The sequence below is a fragment of the Paenibacillus chondroitinus NBRC 15376 genome, assembly GCF_004000765.1.
In the GTDB taxonomy this organism is placed as follows: domain Bacteria; phylum Bacillota; class Bacilli; order Paenibacillales; family NBRC-103111; genus Paenibacillus_E; species Paenibacillus_E chondroitinus.
Genome location: NZ_BILW01000026.1, coordinates 30,688 through 50,678, shown reverse-complemented (window position 1 = coordinate 50,678; position 19,991 = coordinate 30,688). Strand labels below are relative to the sequence as shown.

General features: G+C 47.9%; 16 protein-coding genes. 14 read left to right on the top strand and 2 right to left on the bottom strand.

Going from position 1 to position 19,991, the window contains the following annotated elements; translation table 11 throughout:
* Positions 1 to 17: 17 nt before the first annotated feature.
* The 6 genes from melA (at position 18) to PCH02S_RS24160 (ending at position 7,922) form a co-directional block, all read left to right on the top strand.
* Positions 18 to 1,340, top strand: coding sequence for an alpha-galactosidase (gene melA / locus PCH02S_RS24185; RefSeq protein ID WP_127456668.1), 1,323 nt, complete (start codon positions 18 to 20; stop codon positions 1,338 to 1,340).
* Positions 1,341 to 1,507: 167 nt separating this feature from the next.
* Positions 1,508 to 2,845 carry an ABC transporter substrate-binding protein gene (locus tag PCH02S_RS24180; protein ID WP_127456667.1) on the top strand — a complete coding sequence of 446 codons (1,338 nt, stop codon included), beginning with the start codon at positions 1,508 to 1,510 and terminating at the stop codon, positions 2,843 to 2,845.
* A gap of 68 nt (positions 2,846 to 2,913) precedes the next feature.
* Positions 2,914 to 3,852: a carbohydrate ABC transporter permease gene (locus PCH02S_RS24175; protein ID WP_127456666.1), complete on the top strand. Its 939-nt coding sequence runs from the start codon at positions 2,914 to 2,916 to the stop codon at positions 3,850 to 3,852.
* A complete protein-coding gene (locus PCH02S_RS24170; protein WP_127456665.1) occupies positions 3,849 to 4,667 on the top strand; it encodes a carbohydrate ABC transporter permease in 819 nt (272 codons plus the stop codon). The genes PCH02S_RS24175 and PCH02S_RS24170 overlap by 4 nt, the downstream gene beginning before the upstream one ends.
* Complete coding sequence (locus PCH02S_RS24165) at positions 4,630 to 6,423, top strand: cache domain-containing sensor histidine kinase (RefSeq protein ID WP_164819719.1); 1,794 nt, start codon at positions 4,630 to 4,632, stop codon at positions 6,421 to 6,423. Before PCH02S_RS24170 ends, PCH02S_RS24165 begins: the two co-directional genes overlap by 38 nt.
* Entirely contained in the window at positions 6,420 to 7,922 is a 1,503-nt protein-coding gene (locus PCH02S_RS24160) for a response regulator (RefSeq protein ID WP_127456663.1), read from the top strand. Before PCH02S_RS24165 ends, PCH02S_RS24160 begins: the two co-directional genes overlap by 4 nt.
* Here the strand turns inward: PCH02S_RS24160 and PCH02S_RS24155 are convergent, their stop codons facing one another.
* Positions 7,923 to 8,813: a helix-turn-helix transcriptional regulator gene (locus tag PCH02S_RS24155; protein WP_164819718.1), complete on the bottom strand. Its 891-nt coding sequence runs from the start codon at positions 8,811 to 8,813 to the stop codon at positions 7,923 to 7,925.
* Positions 8,814 to 8,975: 162 nt separating this feature from the next.
* On the opposite strand from PCH02S_RS24155, the gene PCH02S_RS24150 reads away from it, so the two are divergent.
* Complete coding sequence (locus PCH02S_RS24150) at positions 8,976 to 10,802, top strand: APC family permease (RefSeq protein WP_127456661.1); 1,827 nt, start codon at positions 8,976 to 8,978, stop codon at positions 10,800 to 10,802.
* 425 nt (positions 10,803 to 11,227) lie between these two features.
* On the opposite strand, the gene PCH02S_RS24145 is transcribed toward PCH02S_RS24150, so the two are convergent.
* Positions 11,228 to 11,749 (bottom strand): hypothetical protein, encoded by a 522-nt coding sequence (locus PCH02S_RS24145; RefSeq protein ID WP_127456660.1) that lies wholly within the window; start codon positions 11,747 to 11,749, stop codon positions 11,228 to 11,230.
* Between the two features lie 296 nt (positions 11,750 to 12,045).
* On the opposite strand from PCH02S_RS24145, the gene PCH02S_RS24140 reads away from it, so the two are divergent.
* From PCH02S_RS24140 to PCH02S_RS24110, 7 genes are all read left to right on the top strand, one after another.
* Complete coding sequence (locus PCH02S_RS24140) at positions 12,046 to 12,462, top strand: hypothetical protein (RefSeq protein ID WP_127456659.1); 417 nt, start codon at positions 12,046 to 12,048, stop codon at positions 12,460 to 12,462.
* Between the two features lie 96 nt (positions 12,463 to 12,558).
* On the top strand, positions 12,559 to 12,993 hold the full coding sequence (locus PCH02S_RS24135) for a hypothetical protein (protein ID WP_127456658.1): 435 nt from the start codon (positions 12,559 to 12,561) through the stop codon (positions 12,991 to 12,993).
* A 157-nt stretch (positions 12,994 to 13,150) separates the two neighbouring features.
* Positions 13,151 to 13,228, top strand: a complete 78-nt coding sequence (locus PCH02S_RS37055) for a potassium-transporting ATPase subunit F (protein ID WP_127456703.1) — start codon at positions 13,151 to 13,153, stop codon at positions 13,226 to 13,228.
* Between the two features lie 48 nt (positions 13,229 to 13,276).
* Positions 13,277 to 14,947 carry a potassium-transporting ATPase subunit KdpA gene (gene kdpA, locus PCH02S_RS24125; RefSeq protein WP_127456702.1) on the top strand — a complete coding sequence of 557 codons (1,671 nt, stop codon included), beginning with the start codon at positions 13,277 to 13,279 and terminating at the stop codon, positions 14,945 to 14,947.
* A 30-nt stretch (positions 14,948 to 14,977) separates the two neighbouring features.
* On the top strand, positions 14,978 to 17,020 hold the full coding sequence (gene kdpB / locus PCH02S_RS24120; protein WP_127456657.1) for a potassium-transporting ATPase subunit KdpB: 2,043 nt from the start codon (positions 14,978 to 14,980) through the stop codon (positions 17,018 to 17,020).
* Positions 17,021 to 17,048: 28 nt separating this feature from the next.
* Positions 17,049 to 17,612: a potassium-transporting ATPase subunit KdpC gene (gene kdpC, locus PCH02S_RS24115; protein ID WP_127456656.1), complete on the top strand. Its 564-nt coding sequence runs from the start codon at positions 17,049 to 17,051 to the stop codon at positions 17,610 to 17,612.
* 74 nt (positions 17,613 to 17,686) lie between these two features.
* On the top strand, positions 17,687 to 19,987 hold the full coding sequence (locus tag PCH02S_RS24110) for a histidine kinase (RefSeq protein WP_127456655.1): 2,301 nt from the start codon (positions 17,687 to 17,689) through the stop codon (positions 19,985 to 19,987).
* The last annotated feature ends 4 nt before the right edge of the window (positions 19,988 to 19,991 follow it).

Here is a 19,991-nt window from a genome sequence, read left to right as displayed (position 1 = left end):
GAGGAGTGATCGTGACGATGACGAAGATTGCTTTTATCGGCGCAGGCAGTTTGGTGTTTACGAAAAATCTGGTTCGAGATTTATTGACCTTTCCCGCCTTTGAGGCGTGTACTATCGCGTTGATGGATATCTCGGAGGAGCGGCTGGCTTATGCCAAGACAGCGGTTGATAACATCATCGCCGCAGGCGGATACAAGGCGAAGGTAGAGGCAACGACGGACCGGGCGCAAGCGCTAACCGGGGCGGATGGTGTGGTCTGCACGATCCTGGTCGGCGACTTGGAGATCTGGCGTACGGATATCGAGATTCCCAAAGCTTACGGCGTCGATATCAATATAGGCGATACCCGAGGTCCATCGGGTATTTTCCGCTTTTTGCGCACGATTCCCGTGATGCTGGAGATCTGCAGGGATATTGAGCGTTATTGTCCCGACGCGATTTTCCTGAACTATTCGAATCCGATGGCGATGCTGATCAGAGCGATGCAAGGCCAAAGCAGCGTGCAAGTCACGGGCTTGTGCCATAGCGTGCAAGGGACGGCTTCGATGCTGGCCGGTTGGATCGGCGCGCCGATGGAGGAGATTACTTACCGGTGTGCGGGGATCAATCATCAAGCCTTCTATTTGGATTACAAATGGAATGGCAAGGACGCTTACCCGCTCATTCGCGAAGCCGTGATGAAGCGGCCTGAAATCTACAATGAGGAGCAGGTCCGCAACGAAATGTTTCTCCATCTGGATTACTATGTAACGGAATCGAGTGGCCATAATTCGGAATATAATGCCTGGTTCCGCAAGCGACCGGATTTGATCGAGAAATACTGCACCCATGGCACAGGTTGGAATCCCGGGCATTATGGAGAGATCATCAACTATGCGGAGAAGCTGCGCGGGGGCTGGCATAAGCAGATGGAAGAGTGGCGGGACAGCCCTATCGATTTGAAGCGCGGCGAGGAGTATGCATCTTATATCTTCAACGCGACAATCGGTGACGGAACTCTCTTTGAATTTAACGGCAATGTACGGAACCTGGGATACATCGATAATTTGCCGCAGGGCTGCTGCGTTGAGGTCCCTGTTCTGGCCTCCAAAGGACGGCTAAGCCCAATCCACGTCGGGGCTCTGCCGGATCACTTGGCTATTCTGGTCAATACAAGCGCGCGCTGTGAGGAATTAGCGGTGCAAGGGGCGCTCACAGGGGACCCGCGAATGATTTATCACGCCATTTGCTTTGATCCGTTAACGTCGGCCGTTCTCAGTCTGGCTGAGATTCAGGAGATGGTTGATCGCATGTTCGCAGCGAATAAAGAGTGGCTGCCTCAATTTAAGCATCTCACTTAAGGCAAGCGAACACCATTTGAATTTCTCCCATGGAAAATAGCGCTTCCACTGTAGATTTAGCACACTTGTAAGCGCAACCAAAATTGATATGATTAAGGTGTGAAACATTTTCGTATTCACAGAGGGCAAGTCATCACTTCAATCATGCAAAGGGAGGATTCGTAAAAATGAAAAAAACATTTTTAAGCGTTGCTGCCATGATGCTAACGGTTTCCGTAGTTTTCATGGGGTGTTCCAGCCGACCAAGCTCGGGAACATCTACGACGGAAAGTCCGGCGGCGGCGACTACGAAACCGACAACGACGACGGCGGCAAGTACCCCGGATGCCAAACCTAGTGGGGATAAGATCAAACTTACGGTGTACAGTACGATCTCCGAACTGCCGAATCAAGAAATGATGAAGGGCATTGCGGCTGATTTTACCAAGGAAAATCCGAACGTGGCCGTTGAATTCCAATTCCCCGGCGCAGAATACGAGAACATTCTGAAGGTTAAAATGGCGGCAAACGATTTGCCGGACGTCTTCGATACGCATGGTTGGGCGATAATCCGTTATGGCAAGTATCTAGCCGATCTACGCAATGAGCCATGGGCAAAAGATATGACGGACACAATCAAACCTGTCGTTACGGATAAAGACGGCAAAGTAGAAGCGCTTGTTATGAGCGAAGCCAAAGACGGGATCTCCTATAACGCTGAAATTCTTGAAAAATACAGCATCACCCCGCCAAAAACGTTTGATGAGCTGATGGCGGCAGCCGAGAAAATCAAATCATCCAGCAACGGAGCGGTGACACCGTTCTTCATGTCCGGTGTGGATAACGGGATGATCGGCGGGTTCTCCGATCTGTACGCCACATCGATGTTCATCTCCCCGGCGACGAACGATGCCAAGACGCTGCTCGATGGGACATTTGACTGGAACAAATGGACACCGCTTGCGCAAAAGCTGCAGGACATGAGCAAGAAGGGGTACATCAACAAAGATGTGCTGACGGCCAAATACAGTGACATGCCGCAACTGTTTGCACAGGGCAAAGTAGCTTTCGTATTCGGTGCACCTTCCTTCGCGGACGAAGTGTACAAATACAATAAAGCTGCCAAAATCGGTATTGCCCCGCTGACCTCGATGGTCGCTGGAGACAGCCAATCCTTCTCGGGCGGCGAGCGGTACACGATGGGCGCCTGGAAAGACGGCAAGCACTTGGCAGAGTCCAAGAAGCTGATCGCTTTCTTTGCCAAAGCAGATAATATGTCCAAAATCGCCAATGCGACTAAGCTGCCTGCAGGTCTGAAAAACATCGAATCCAAACATGAATTCTCCGAATACTACAAGCAATTTGAAAATATCCGTGTGTTCCCTTATTTCGACCGTGTGTATCTGCCAAACGGCATGTGGGACGTGATGTGTAAAACAGGCGTTGCCTTGCTTGCGGGAACGGTTTCTCCTCAACAATTCTCTGACAAAATGAAATCCGAATATTTACGTCTGCGCAATCAGTAGTCGTGGAAAGGGAGGGTGACAGCCACCCTCCCTTTTTGTCTATGATCATGAAGGAGGAAGGTGAATTTATGGCTGAATCAAGGACAGTGCTTGCGCAGACCCGTTCCGGTAAAAAAACGGAAACAACCTTTGGCCGCCTCGTGCGCAGCGGGGCTTTGCTGAATTTGCTCTATATTCCGGCGCTTCTTTTGTTTTTCATTTTTATTTTTTATCCGTTTTTTAAAGGGATCAAAATTTCATTTACGAATTGGGACGGCTACAATCAGGACTACAAATGGATCGGTTTCACCAACTATAGCCGGATGTTCACGGATCCTGAGATCCTCAAGGTTATCCGCAATACGGCGATCTATGGTATCGGCAGCGCTGTTTTTCAAAATGTGATCGGCTTGTTATACGCCTTATTCTTAAATCTGAATATCCGAACCCGAGGACTTGTCCGTACGGTCATTTATTTGCCGGTCATTATCTCCTCCTTGATTATGGGGTATATCTGGTATTTCTTCTTCCAGTATCAAGGCGGCGCCATCAATGACATTATTTTGTTGTTCCATGATCAGCCTTCCAATTTGCTGGGAGATCCGAATTTGAATGTGTGGATTATTACCTTCGTAAACACGTATCAATACTTGGGGATCGCAATGGTGCTCTATTTGGCCGGATTGCAATCCATTCCAAGGGATTATTACGAGGCGGCGACGATTGACGGAGCGGGTCCCTTGCAGCGTTTCGCTCATGTGACATGGCCGCTGATTGCACCGGCCTTTACGGTCAGCATGGTGCTCAATCTGATTGGTGGTCTGAAATTGTTCGACGTCATCGTCGCATTGACCAACAGCGGTCCAGGTTATGCCTCCGCGTCGTTGTCCTCGATTATGTACTTGCTCTATTTTGGACGGGAAGATGCCGGATATGCCGCTACGATCGGTATTCTGATGTTCATCATGATCTCCATCGTGAGTATTACAGCCTTGCTGTTTCTTAGAAAGAGGGAGGTTAATGCATGAAGAACAAACGAAAAAGCCTGTTAACGCTGCTCTCCCTCGTCATTTGCTTGGCTCATATTTTGCCCTTCTATATTTTGATAACGACTTCACTCAAAGCTTTCGACGATCTAAGCTCCAAATGGATGTTCCCAGGTTATCTGTACTTCGATAACTTCCGAGACGCTTGGAAGGAAGCGCATCTGACGGATGCGTTCCGGAGCAACTTCATCGTGACCGTCATTTCGGTCGTCCTGATTGTCGTGATCGGTTCCCTTGCCGCTTATCCGCTTGCCCGGCGCCAAACGAGCTGGAATAAGTTCATTTATGCGCTTTTCGTATCCGCTTTGATCGTTCCCCCATTGACTATTCTGGTTCCGTTGTATAAATTTATGGTAGATATTGGCGGGATGAATCAGTACTGGGGTATTATTTTATTGTTCATTACCTTCAATCTGCCAATGACGATTTTCTTGTACACCGGGTTTATCTCCACGATTCCGCGGGATTTGGATGAAGCGGCGATGATTGATGGCGCGGGCCGGTTCCAGCTGTTTTTCACGGTGATCTTGCCGCTGCTGAAGCCTGTAACGGCGACCGTCATTATTTTGTCCGGTGTTGCCGTATGGAACGACTATCAATTCTCGATCTTTTTCTTGCAAAAACCAGAGATGCGAACCATAACGGTAGCGCTTTCATCATTCTTTGGCCAGTACACGAGCAATGTAGGTTGGGTGGCTGCCGGGTCCTTCATGGGCGCGATTCCGATGACGATTGTGTATTTATTTTTGCAGCGCTACTTTGTCTCGGGACTTGCTTCCGGCGCGATCAAAGGTTAATCGCCAGGAGGTTGATACAATCAGACAATCGATTCGATTCCGGTTATCACTGCTATTTTTCATTACCATTGTCATCCCGATTGTCGGTATTGTTGTGAAATTACCTTCCTATTACCTCGATTTAATAAAAGAACAAGAGTCCTCTCTGCTAGAGGGGACTTTAACTGCTCTCACATTCGATATTCAAACGTATTTGGACGATTTGGAACGCATGACCGTCACCCCTTATTTGAACAATGAAGTAATGCTTGCTTTGAAATTGAAATCGACTTCACAGTGGAAACTCCTTACCCCGTATGAGCAATACGAGGCTGAGGAAGTCCTGAATAAGACCCTCCCCAGCTATTTGAAAAATATGCGAAAAGACATACTCGGAACCATTCTTCTGCCGATGGATGGTTCTGTTTACATTACGCCGCCCCTTAGTTTCTCGGATCAAGCGGTGAAAGGTTTCCCTTTTAAAGAGCAGGATTGGTATATCAAGGCGGTGAAGGCGGACGGGAACGTAGCGTTCACCGGTGTGCATAAGCAGGATTATCTGAATAACGCCGATAGTGAGGTTTTCTCCGTAACACGTCTGATCAAGGACCCGGATTCAGGTCGGCCGCTGGGTATTATTATGGCGGATGCCGACACGGTGCTTTTGGATCAAATGATGAAAGGCATTCGGCTCAGCAAGGGGGCTAAGGTGGTCATCCTTGATGATAATCAGCAATTGATCTATTCGAATCAGCCCATTTCGGGCGACATGCAGCGCCAAATTGCCTCCGGAAGCCGGACGGTCATGGACGTGCGGGATTCCTACACGGTCGTTCGGGAAACGATCTCCCGTTCGAATTGGGTGATTGCGATCCTGTCGCCGGAGGCTTTTATCCAAGCCCATTTGAAGCGGGTCTATTGGATTGGCACGGCTTTTGCGGCTAGCGGCTTGCTGATCGCTTTGATTTTGTACTTCACAGTATCGCACTGGATTGTTACGCCTTTCAAGCAGATGATTCAAGTGATGAAGCGCGTTCAGCGCGGGGATATGAATACGTTGTATCGGGTGAAGGGCAACGATGAAATTTCCCAATTGGGCAGCAATTTGAATACGATGATCTACAAGCTCGATGAGCTGATTGATCGGGAATACAAGGCCGTGCTCGGGAAGCGGAACGCAGAGTATCGGGCTTTGCAATCGCAAATCCAGCCGCATTTTTTGTACAACACGTTAAATGGCTTCATTGGCCTCAATCGAACGGGCCAGAGCATGCAGCTGGAGCGGGCAATTTTATCGTTAAGCGGGATGCTGCGCTACACCCTGGAGCATAACGATTGGGCGCAGCTGCAGGAGGAAATTGATTTTATCAACAAGTATTGCGGGCTTCAACTGGTCCGTTTCGCCGAGAAAATTCAGGTGCACATTAGCTGTGATCCGGATGCTCTGTCGCTCTTAATTCCGAAGCTGCTGCTGCAGCCGATTATTGAGAATGCCATCATTCATGGCATTGAGCCATGCGATCATAGCTGCGAGCTGAGGATGGACATCCAGATGCAGTCGGTCCCTGGCGAGAAGGAAGATATATTAGCGATACATATCAGCGATAACGGGGTGGGATTTGAGTCCAGCAAGGTGCAGGAGGGCTTAGGCATTCGGAATGTTAGGGAACGGTTGCAGCTGTCTTTCGAAGGAGCATCCATGAGTATTCATAGTACTAAGGATCAGGGAACCAGTGTTCAAATCCTAATACCTTTAAAGGATGTGAGGCGAGGATGAAGTTGATCATTGCTGATGACGAGAATCTGATTCGGGCGAGCATTCGCAGTATGGTTCAGGATGTAGAATCCTCTTGGCACATTGTTGGCGAGGGAGCCAATGGCGAGGAACTCCTTGAGCTGGTCAGCGAACATAAGCCGAATGTTGCGATTATTGATATCCGGATGCCTCGTATGAATGGGCTTGAGGCGATGCGTCTGGGCAAAGCGATCTCGCCTCGCACCAAATGGATCATCTTGAGCGGATTTTCAGATTTTGCTTATGTGCAGGAGGCTCTGCAGCTCGGGGCGTCTGACTATTTGCTGAAGCCGGTGAATCCGCTGGATTTGGAGAGGGCGCTGACGAATACCGCCAAGCACAACAAAGAATTCATCCAAATGCTTAACCAGCAATTCGAAAATAGTTTATTTGCTCTTTGCAATGGGCTTACGACCTTGAAGTTTGAGGAGCTGGACAGTGTCTATGTGCAAGGCTGGTTCATCGGTGCCGTTTGTATTTTTGACACGACCAAAACCGGGAAAGCTTTATCTGACATGACCTGCGCCTTCTATGATGACTTGCGTGAGCGTATGACAAGTTTGCTCGTATATGGCATGAATTTCGCCATGGTGTCGCTGCCTGATGGTGAGTGTGCGGTGATCGGTTCCTGGGATCCGGCGAAAGGGTTCGATTGCAGGGAGCAGGTGCAGCAATTTTTTGACGGGCTGGCAGGTGTTGCTGAGCCATATCGCCAAGACGGCTTGGCGATAACGATTCTTCAGACCGGAGAATGCCGCGGCTTCGATCAATTGAATGCCCAGCTCGCTCAGCTTGGGGAATGGAGCCATCTGCGTGTGGTCCGCGGCATCGGCCAGCGCATCAGGTACATGGAGCTTGAGGCAGAGGTTCAGGTGCCTGAAAGCTCGAAAATCAGTCAACTCTTTTGCGCTATTAAGCAGCATATGTATTTCAGGGCGTATTTGAATTACCAAACGGCGGTGAGTGAGCTGGAGGGTTTGCTGCTAGCGGGCAAGCGAAGTTCAAACGAGCAAACGATGCGAGCTATTCACCTGTATATGGTGCAGGCTTTGGGTGCTGCAGATACAGATGATGCCCCGCGCTCTGAGGTTGAAGCGATCAAGGAGCTTCGGAAGATCGGGGAGTGCAAGCTGCGGGAGATCAAGCCCCGGGAGCCGGTCACGGCGGATCTGATTGAGCAGGTCGTTCAATATCTCGAACAGCATTACATGGACGATATCGGGATAGGCTCAATTGCCCAGCAGCTCAATGTGTCTGCCAACTATTTAAGCATGCTGTTTAATAAAAAAACCGGAACGCCCTTCGTTAAATACTTAACGAATATTCGCATGCTGAAGGCCAAAGAGCTGCTGCTGAATACGAACTTGCAAGTGAAACAAATCGCGGAGAAGGTCGGCTACTACAGCACGCGGCATTTTACTAAACTGTTTGTGGAGAACTGCTCCAGCTATCCATCGGATTATCGGAAAAGTCACGCCTAGTCAAATGAATTGCGAGAACTTGCGATACTGCTGTGCCGACATGCCTTCCCATTTTTTAAATATACGGCTGAAATAATGAAAGTCATCATAGCCGACTTCAAGCGAGATTCGCTCGATTTTATCATCCGTTTCGCGCAATAGCCGTTTAGCTTGCTGATGCCGGACGGATTGCAGGTATTTATTAGGGCTCATGCCCAGCATATCTTTAAAAAGCTTACTCATATAGTCTTCATGAACGTTGATGAAAGCGGCCATTTCGACATTGGTCCACTTTTTTCGGTAACTCGTTTTGAGTTCATGAGCTAAATGCAGTAAGCTTTCTTGATATTTCGGATGAAGGGTGCGGTTCGTCTCAGCTTGATGACGGATCAACAGCGTGAGCATTTGGAGCATCAGCCCCTTGGAGACCATTTCGAAACCTTGTTTCTGCTCGGTCATTTCATGGATGGTCGCTTCCATCAACGAAACGACAGCTGGAGGAAGCGAGATGGAGTAACCGGATGGAAACAGAGGTGACCCGTCGATATAAGGCATCGCGCAAAAACAATCCATAAGGGGATGGCTTTCATCCACGACAAGATCCCCTTGCTTCACGCGCAGGTCGCTGAAGAAATCAAAGTGAATCCCCAATAGATGAACATGCGGCGCTGTTAATACTTCGATCGTGTGATACACATTGGCTGGTATAAGCAGCAGCCTCCCTGCAGGAACCAACATCGACTTTCCTGATAAAGTGGCCTGCAGCTCGCCTTGAATGACATAGAGAAACTGAAAATCGTAAATACGCCGCGCCCATTTGAATTGAGGCGTTCTTTGGTGCAATTGAGCCCAATGGACGCTGGGCGCCAAATCACGATAGGTGGTATGCCGAATCGGGGAGATGCCTGTCAATGTCATCACCATCCAATGGATAGACTGGTAGTCACTCGGTACCATTTTATCATATAGCTTGTTCGACTTTTGTAGAAACTTGGCAGTAGGTTTTGTGGTTCTTATTCTATCTTAGGGGGTAATTTAAGGGAGGATGAACTCAAAACATTTGGCGGTGGTATGATGTTTTCTGCATTGAAAAGGTTACTTATCGGTCAGCCTTTGAAATCAGCCGAATTAGGGGAGCAAAAGCTGAATAAAACAAAGGCGCTAGCGATCCTGTCTTCTGACGCTCTATCATCAGTCGCATACGGACCTGAACAGATACTGATTGTGCTTATCACCATAAGCACTGCGGCTCTGTGGTATTCGGTACCGATCGGCGTGGGTGTGCTCATTCTATTACTGGCTCTCATTTTGTCTTATCGGCAAATTATTTTCGCCTATCCCCATGGGGGCGGGGCCTATGTCGTTTCGAAGGAAAACTTGGGTGTAAACGCCGGCCTTCTCGCAGGAGGCTCCTTGCTGGTGGATTACATCCTAACCGTAGCGGTCAGCATCTCAGCAGGGACAGACGCAATTACTTCTGCCTTCCCGTCGCTCCACCCCTACAATGTGAATATTGCTATTCTGCTCGTTGTCGCCATCACGATTCTGAATCTCAGAGGGATCACTGAATCTGCCTCCATCTTGGCCTATCCGGTCTATTTATTTATTTTGGCGCTGATTATATTAATTTGTGTAGGCTTGTATAAAGGGGTGACAGGCACAGTTACACCTGAAATGCATGCCCCTATAGGGACGCCGGTTGCAGGGATTACCTTGTTCATGTTATTGAAAGCTTTCGCATCGGGCAGCTCGGCCCTAACAGGCGTTGAAGCTATCTCCAATGCGATTCCGAACTTCAAAGATCCGGGACCGAAGAATGCCTCCAAAACCTTAGCGGCCATGGGATTGCTGCTTGCCATTTTGTTCTCGGGCATCGTGTATTTGGCATACGTCTACGGCATCGTTCCAAAAACTCAGGAAACTGTAGTCTCGCAGATTGCCTCCCAAACATTTGGCAGGAATTACATGTACTATATCATCCAAGGCACCACAGCGATGATACTTGTGCTTGCCGCGAATACCGGGTATTCGGCCTTTCCGTTGCTGGCTGTTAATTTGGCCAGGGACAAATATATCGCTAGAATGTTTACGATCCGTGGGGATCGATTAGGGTATTCGAACGGGATTATATTTTTGGCGATTATGTCGATCATTCTGATCATTGCGTTTAAAGGCAGAACGGAGCATCTCATTCCACTGTATGCCGTGGGTGTATTTATCCCCTTTACGCTCGCGCAAACGGGGATGCTGGTCAAATGGGTGCGCGAAAAGCCCAAGGGCTGGATCGTGAAACTGACGGTCAATTTGATTGGCGCGTTAATAAGCTTCACCGTCATGTTAATCTTTTTTATCACAAAACTGGGGCAGGTATGGCCTGTGTTTATCTTCCTCCCCTTGATTGTTTATACGTTTCATAAAATCAAAAAGCATTATGAGGCTGTCGGCGAGCAGCTCCGAATCACGACATGTGAGCCTTCCGTCGAGATTAAGGGGAATGTGATGATTGTGCCTGTCGCGGGAATTACCCATGTCGTGGAAAATTCCATGAATTACGCGAAATCGTTGGCGCCAGACCAGATTATTGCGGTTTATGTGGCCTTTGATCGGGAGGCCGAAAAGCAGTTCCAAGAGAAATGGGAGTGTTGGCAGCCGGATGTGCGGTTAGTCACCCTGCATTCCCATTATCGAAGCATTATTCAACCGTTGACGAAATTCATCGATACCGTGGAGCATAAGGCGAACGAGTCGAATTTCCGGGTAACCGTCTTGATTCCGCAGTTTATTCCCAAACGAAACTGGCAGCACATTCTGCATAATCAGTCGAGTTTGCTGATCCGCGCCTTTCTGCTGTACAGGCGGGATCTGATCGTGACGACGGTCCCTTATCATTTGAAAAAGTAGTTGTTCATAAAGTACAGGATACGGCGGTAATGCGCTATTCCTGTGCTTTGTTAACATATAAGAATGAGCTTAGGGTCATCCTGTGGTGCCATGGGATGCTTCGTTGCACTTTGTGCAACAGGAGAGCGGTCTTTTGGTTGCAATCGCAGCCCTCGTTGCACAAAGTACACTCATTTTGGTGCTTTTGCCCGAAAAAAGCGGTTTGTAGTCCATTATGTTGTACTAAATACAATATAGGGGAGTGCGGAGGGCAAAATGCGGTTATAATATTGCACAAAGTACAACATAGGGATTGCAATCGAGATATCGGCAAGTGGAGATGGAGCTCGTTCGTCGTTGACGGAGGATGAGGTAGAGGTAGAGGTAGAGGTAGACATCGTCCATGTGGACGGTGTCTTTTTTAATTCTGGGATGGTGCGGTTGCCCTACATCGTAGGGCTCCCTGTTTTGATCGTTTTCCCAAGGTGATGCTCTCTTTGCACCCTCCGAATGAACGCTTGAAGCTCCTGCTCGGTTTCACACACCGCCGCGTGTTCTAACCAAAGGAAGAATCTTTTTTTACATATGGCGGAAGCATGCAGCGGAAAGGTATCTCTTGATTTGACAACATACAAACCAGAGGGAACATTCTTCCAAGGTGCTGTGAAATTCATGCGAATGGACAGTCTGGAGCGCTTCTCCCAATCTTGCTCCTTTTGTTTATTTCGTATGGACCTGTACATGTTCATGATCACGTAGTGCTCCGACATTTCGGTCCAATTGGCATAACCGGCTCGCTCTGCTTTTTGAATAATGTCTGACTTCTCCTTAGAGAACCAGTACCCGACAATAACAGGGAACCGGTTAGCCTCTTCTAACCATAAGACACCGAACCACTCGTAAGTTAAGGGGATCGGATTTAGCATTTCGGGGATTAACCCTAAATAATAACGGGGAGCGGAAGACATCGTCATTTCTCCTTTGCACGTAAGACCTGCAGCAATAATGTGTGTGTTTTGCTCCTCAATTGTAAGGCTGAGAGGAATAAAAATGGGGTAAAGAAACGTGGGGAAACCCATAAAAAAACGATAAAAATGGCGTAAATGGAAGTAAACCGAAGATTGAATATCGAAAATTCATGCACGAATTATTTGAAAACGTATCCATTCGTCTATACGGCAAAAAGAAGGTCGCGGCACGTTTTACAAGGCGGATCTCCAAGGCGTAAGATTCAGAGCATCAAATGAGGAGAGTGAATCTACACATGGTTCCTGAATGCAAGATTACCCGAATTGAATGCTATCGCTTTGATGATGAGTTATCCGACAAGCTGCTACCTGGACATGGCCGCGACTGTCATTGCGGCATGCTTTCCATCTCAACAAGCCTGGGAGCAAGCGGTTTAGGAGATTATGAAATTCCGTGCGGCAATCTGAAGGGAGACTTCGTTCAATGGGCTGTTGTCTTTCAGAAGCTCAAAGGGCTATCCCTTGAGGATGGTTTGCACTATGTCCGTCAGAAAAAAGAGGCATGGGGAGAAGTAAGGACTCATGTGATCGAGTCGGCATTAACAGACCTGTCAGAGAAGCTTCAACATAAATCTATTGGCAACAAAGAATTGGATGTTCTATCGAATCGTTCTTATATTTTTGACCATTCAGAGGCCTATGTTTCTTTCTAAGCATGCGCATTTTTATGTTTTTTTTATATGCATGCCAAGGATTCTTTACCTCATTTTTATACCGTTCAGCGTTACAATGAGTCAGGAAAGGAAGCGATGAAGGCCATGCAAAGCGATTTGCTGCTAATAGCGGCGCCAACCAAGGCAGGCGAGAACTTTATGAAACAGATCAGGTTGGCTGGGTTTCCTTATGTTGCTTTAACGAATAACAAGATGGAAAAACGCAAGCTAGAAGGGCAGGGAGTAAAAAAGATCATCCAGGTGGATACGTCATTACCGGGTTCACCTCATATTCCCGATTATCCAATTGGGAGCATTATTCTATTCGAAGAAAGCTTGACGTTATGCTGTCGCTATATTCAGATATGCCGCAGTTGGACGTCAGGGCCGATGTATGTGATTACCCAAAGTGTAAATCCCAGATTGATTTATAAAGGGCTAGGCGCTGACTATGTTATTTATTCCAAAAACGGTGATGTGAAGTTCCTTCTATCATCTCTATTACAAACCAATAAATTAGGATCTGTCTGACTTGGAGGAGGTGCGCGATGTACAACGATGTAACGATGGTCTTATTAATGGCATTAACCTTTCTGGGGTTTTGGGGCTTTATGAAATTTTGCGAAAAAGCGTAAGCTGATGCTTTCGATGGGAGTTTTTGAATGAAAACTTATTAGGAGGCAACCAAATGATTGTGATTGGATTAATTGCATTAGCACTCATGGTGTATCTTGGCTTTGTTTTGGTGAAGCCGGAGAAATTTTAATGGATAAATTAGAACTTATGTAAAGCAGGGGGAGAACCTACTATGGGTATGGGATTGTTGCAAGTAGTCATCACACTGGTGATTATCATGATTTTGGTGAAGCCGGTGGGCAGCTACTTGGTGAAAGTGTTTGGTTATGAAAAGAGTGGTCTGGATCGTGTGTTCGGCCCCTTCGAGCGCGTGTCCTATCGCCTAATGGGTGTTAAAGAAGACGAAGCGATGGGATGGAAGAAGTACTTAGGAGCTGTATTAATCGTCAACTTTGTCATGATGATCCTCATGTACGCCGTATTTCGGCTTCAAAAGTATCTGCCGCTTAATCCAGATGGAATAGATAATGTATCACCAACAATCGCTTTTAATACAGCTATTTCTTTTATTACGAATACGAACTGGCAAGCTTACAGTGGTGAAAACACGATGTCCTATCTATCGCAAATGGTAGCCATTACGTTCCCGATGTTTACATCGGCGGCAACCGGATTCGCCGTAGCGGTAGCTTTTATCCGCGGATTAGTGGGCCGTCAAGATAACCTCGGAAACTTCTACGTGGATATGACCAGGTCGATTACTCGCGTGTTTCTGCCGCTTAGTTTTATTGTCGCTTTAATCTTAGTTTTTCAAGGTGTTCCACAAACCTTGTTGGGAGCTGTTCAAGCGACAACGATTGAAGGGGCCGAACAAACGATTACCCGCGGTTTAGTAGCTTCGTTGGAATCGATCAAGCATATCGGCACCAACGGTGGCGGGTGGTTTGGGACGAATGCTGCGCACCCGTTTGAGAACCCAACGCCATTTACTAATATGATCCATATCATTTGTATGATGCTTTTGCCTACGTCGCTCGTCTATGCATTCGGACTAATGATTAAGAACAAGAAGCAAGGCTGGACCGTATTCGCTGCTATGGGAATTATCTTCTTGGTCATGTTGGCCACGGTGTTCTACGCGGAGTATAAAGGTATTGCTGCTGTAGATGCGTTAGGCGTTCATGGCAATATGGAAGGCAAGGAAGTTCGATTCGGACTATCCGAAACGGCCCTTTTCACAACCGTTACTACAGCAGCTACTACAGGCTCTGTTAATGCGATGCATGAATCGCTTACACCGCTAGGAAGTATTGTTCCTTTTGCGGAAATGATGTTAAATAACGTGTTTGGCGGCAAAGGGGTCGGCTTATTAAACGGACTGCTTTATCTCATCTTGTCCGTATTCATTTGTGGGCTAATGGTTGGACGTACACCAGAATTTATGGGCAAAAAAATTGAAGGCAAAGAAGTCAAGCTGGCTGCGATCGCGATTTTGACGCATCCGCTCATTATTTTGGCACCGACGGCTTGGGCGTTGATTCGTCCTGAATCGGTCACGTCCATAGCGAATCAAGGGATGCATGGTCTGTCTGAAGTTCTGTATGCCTTCACCTCCGGTGCAGCCAATAACGGATCTGCCTTTGGCGGTTTGAGCGCCGGAACGAACTTTTATGCCATGAGCATTGGTCTTGTCATGCTGGTTGGACGCTATATTTCCATTATCGCCATGCTCGCAATAGCAGGCTCACTTGCTACTAAGCGTGTTGTGCCCGTTACAACAGGTACGCTTCGGACGAATACACCTTTATTTATGGGGATTTTAATCATGATTATTTTAGTTATCGGTGCTCTAACGTTCTTCCCGGCGCTGGCATTGGGACCGATTGCTGAACATTTGGCAGCGCGTTGAGGATAGACGTACTAGAGAGGGAGGATTTACATGGCAGTGGAACGTAAAAAAACATTAACAAAAGAAATTGTCAATCAAGCTATCGCGGATTCATTTAAAAAATTAAATCCATGGGTAATGATTAAAAATCCGGTCATGTTCGTCGTAGAAGTAGGAACCGTCATTACCTTTCTGTTATCACTTGCACCAGACCTATTTGGCTCGACGGAAGTAGGCAGGGCTTATAATATCGCGGTCTTTCTGATTCTGCTCTTTACCCTGCTTTTCGCGAACTTTGCGGAAGCTCTGGCGGAAGGGCGCGGCAAGGCACAGGCTGACTCTTTACGGAAAACGAAGTCCGATACGAAAGCTCGTCTGGTTCAAAAGGACGGCTCCTACAAGGAAGTGTCTTCTACTACACTCCGTAAGGGGGATATCGTTCGCATCGAAATCGGTGAGATCATCCCTTCCGACGGGGAAATCATTGAAGGCTTGGCTTCCATTGACGAATCCGCCATTACAGGTGAATCCGCTCCTGTTATTAAGGAAGCGGGAGGCGACTTCTCTTCCGTAACCGGCGGTACACGGGTAGCGTCCGACTATATCGTTGTCAAAGTGACGACCGATCCAGGCGAATCTTTCTTGGACCGTATGATTGCACTCGTTGAAGGCGCCAAACGGCAGAAAACGCCGAACGAAATTGCTTTAACGACACTGCTTGCTGTATTAACGCTGATTTTCTTGATCGTCATTATGACCATGGTGCCAATGGCCCAGTATTTGAATGTGAAACTGGAGATTTCCACGCTGATCGCGCTGTTGGTCTGTCTGATTCCGACAACCATCGGCGGTCTCTTATCCGCCATCGGCATCGCCGGGATGGACCGTGTCACACAGTTTAACGTGCTTGCGATGTCCGGTAAAGCGGTGGAAGCCGCAGGCGACATCGACACGATGATTTTAGACAAAACAGGAACCATTACATTCGGGAATCGGATGGCGTCTGAATTCGTTCCTGTAGCTGGCGTGATTGCCAAAGATATTACGTTTGCTGCACTCCAAGCTTCTGTCAAAGATGAAACGCCGGAAGGTCGCTCCATTGTTGAGCTTGCCAATAAACTTGGCGAATCCTGGCAAACCAGTGCTTACGAAGGTGCGGAAGTTGTCGAGTTCACAGCTGAGACACGCATGTCGGGGCTTAATCTCGTAGGAGGCTCCAAAGTACGTAAGGGCGCAGTTGACGCGATTAAAAAATATGTATCAGCTTTAGGCGGCAAAATTCCTAATGATCTGGAGACGATTACGAACCGAATTGCTAAGGCTGGAGGCACTCCGCTTGCTGTAGCGATTAATGAGCGAATTTACGGTGTTATTTACCTCAAAGATACCGTAAAACCGGGCTTGAAGGAGCGGTTTGCCGAGCTGCGCTCGATGGGGATCAAAACCGTCATGTGTACGGGGGATAACCCGCTGACAGCTGCAACGATTGCGCTTGAAGCAGGCGTAGATGAGTTTATTGCAGAGGCGAAACCGGAAGATAAAATCGCTGCGATTAAAAAGGAACAGCAAGAAGGCAAGCTTGTTGCGATGACAGGCGACGGAACGAATGATGCTCCTGCATTGGCACAAGCGGACGTAGGATTGGCGATGAATTCAGGTACTATGGCGGCGAAGGAAGCCGCTAACATGATCGACTTGGACTCGGATCCAACCAAGCTGCTTTCCGTTATTTCCATTGGGAAGCAGCTGCTGATCACGCGCGGAGCTTTAACGACCTTCTCTATTGCCAATGATATCGCCAAGTATTTTGCGATCATTCCTGCGATGTTTATCCTGGCTATGCCGCAGCTGCAGGCCTTGAATATTATGAATCTGGCATCGCCGGAATCGGCTATTTTATCCGCTTTAATTTTCAATGCCATCATCATTCCGCTGCTGATTCCGATTGCGATGAAAGGCGTTAAGTATCGCGCAATGTCAGCGGATCGCTTATTGTCGCGCAATGTGCTGCTGTATGGGATTGGCGGGGTCATCGTACCGTTCATCGGGATTAAAGTGATCGATATGATACTTCACGGATTAAATATCGTTTAAAGAGAAAGAGAAACGAGGAGATAGCGTCATGAAATCGGTTTTTATAGCAATTCGTGTATCTATATTGTTCATGATCGTTTGCGGACTCATTTATCCGCTGGTTACGACGGGCGTGGCTCAAGTCTTATTCCCCAAGCAAGCGGATGGAAGTCTGATTGAATCCGGCGGAACGGTAATCGGCTCGGAATTGCTGGCACAGAGCTTCGAGTCCCCTAAGCTGTTCCACCCAAGGGAATCTACAGCCAAATATGATCCCAAAGCTTCTTCCGGCTCCAACATGGCGGTAGCTTCAAGTGATTATGCAGCGTCATTGGCAGAAAAGATCGATGCTTTGAAGAAGGAGAATCCGAGCCTAACCGACATTCCAGCTGATCTAGTCACGATGTCTGGCTCCGGCTTTGATCCGGATTTGTCACCGGAGGGGGCCAAAGCCCAAGTGCCTAGAATTAGTAAAGAAACAGGAATCGCAGAGAACGTGCTTAACGGACTTGTCGATCAGTTTACAAAAACTAGACAGCTCGGTTTCCTTGGTGAGCCAAGGGTGAATGTAACAGAACTGAATATAGAGCTGCTAAAACAAGTGAAGTTGTAAGTGGCAGGCAACCACTCTCGATAGGTCGGGAGTGGTTTCTGCGTCATTTTTAGGAGAAAGGGGAGGATGTTGGATTGGATGGTTTCAAGAGGAAAACGCCGGAAGAAATTTTATTATCGATCTCCAAATTGCATCGCGGCAGTCTGAAAATCTATATCGGTGCGGTCAGCGGCTCAGGGAAGACGTACCATATGCTGCGGGAAGGGCATAATCTTAGGCAGCAGGGGATTGATGTGGTTATCTGCGCGGTATCTACCCTGCAAAGGCCGGAAACCGTGGAACAATTAGGAGATTTGGAAAGAGTACCGAGCATCCATTGGATGAAAGACGGCACGGAGCAAAAGGATTTAAATCTGGATGCTTTAATGGAGAGAAATCCGGAGGTTGTGCTTGTAGACGGGTTAGCCCATCTGAATCGACCGGATGCCCGTTTTCCTACGCGTCTGGATGATATCAAGTATCTGCTTGCTAACAATATTAGTGTGATAACCACTGTGAATGTGTATGAGCTGGCAGCCGCGATGGAAGTTGCGCATAAGTTGACGGGGATTGAAGTGGGGCATTGTGTGCCCGCAGATACACTGGAGCTGGCCGATGAGGTTCGCTTAATCGATGCTACGCCCGAAATGATTCTGAATCGACTGGAAGAAGGGCATCTCAAGGGAAATAAAGACACTGCTGTATTCAAAAGAGGCAACTTAGGCGTATTAAGAGAATTAGCCTTGCGTCTCGTTGCAGAGGATGTTAACGATTCGCTGGAAGCGCATCGCGAACAGATGGGGATTCTAGGGCCTTCAGGCGCCACAGAGCGCATCCTGGTAACCGCCCAATATCATTGGAATGGCTCCATTTATGTGCGGAGGGGCCAACAAATCGCGAAGCGGTTGAACGGTGATCTTCATGTTGTGACGCTGCGTAAGGTCAATAAACCGCTTTCGAAGGAAGCCTCTGCTTTTCGCAGATCGATTATGAAGCTTGTCGAGAAAGTCGGCGGCAAGTTCGAGGAGCTTCCGCTAAGATTCCGCCGTTGTATTCCTAAAGCCTTGGTTGATTATGCCATCCATCATAAAGTAACCCGTATTGTCTTGGGGCATTCCAAACAAACCAAGTGGCAAACCTTTTGGCAAGGATCTGTGATCAATGGCATTTTGAAAAGAGTCAAGAATGTCGATGTGTTTCTGGTTGCCGATCGTGCTGCACGGGATGGGGAGCGCATTCTTCCTGCCCACATGCAGGTATCGAAGGAGCCGTACAAATATAAGCGTCTGAGCAGGCAAGAGGTTCAAGCAAAGATCGAGAAAATCAAACGAGGCAGGTTCAAAGTGTATATTGGCGCCGCCCCAGGGGTAGGAAAAACATATACCATGCTGCGGGAAGGCAATGACTTGCTCAAAAAGGGCATCGATGTGAAGATCGGGCTGCTCGAAACGCATGGGAGAAAGGGAACCATCGAACAGATTGGCGAGCTGGCCATTATGCCTCGGGCAGAAATCGCCTATCAAGGCGTAAGGCTTGAGGAGATGGATACGGAAGCCATTATGAAGGCGCGGCCTGAAGTCATTTTAGTGGATGAATTAGCCCATTCGAATGTCCCCGGCAGTAAACACAAAAAAAGATACGAAGATGTGCTGGAAATTTTGGAGGCAGGCATATCCGTCATTGCAACGGTCAACGTTCAGCACTTGGAAAGCTTAAACGATGCCGTTGAGCAAATTACCGGAATTCGGGTTCGCGAAACGGTTCCTGACAGCATTCTTCGGGCAGCCGATGAAGTGCAATTAATTGACGTGGCTCCTGAAGCTTTGCAGCTTCGCATGAGAGAAGGCAAGATTTATGCGATGATCAAAGTGGATCAGGCGTTGAACAACTTTTTTAAAACGGGTAATCTGATTGCCCTTCGGGAACTGGCTTTACGTGAAATTGCTGATGATGTAGATGAACGTCTGGAATCTATGGAGCGCAAGAACTCTCTTCGAGGCCCATGGCGGAGAAAAGAGGTTATTTATGTCTGCATCACGGAGATCTCACAAGCGGACCGCCTGATTCGCCGGGGGTTTCGAATCGCACACCGGCTTAAAGCGGCTTGGTACGTAAGCTTTATTGCAGTGGGGAATGGCGAGCATTGGAAACCTAAACTGGAAACGTTGGAGAAGCTGACGGTTAGGCTTGGGGGCGAGTTTGTGTATCAAGAAGTGATGAGCCGTAAAGCCATCCCGGCTATGTTTGCTTCTCAAGCAAGTACAGCGGGGGCCACGCAAATGATCGTATGGAAAGACGCTACGGTTAAAAAACTGCTGCCGCTTGCTTCCCAAATGGATGTGCTCATTGTCGCCGATTACGATCTATGGCAATCCGCAGAAAATAAGGTAAAATGAGAGC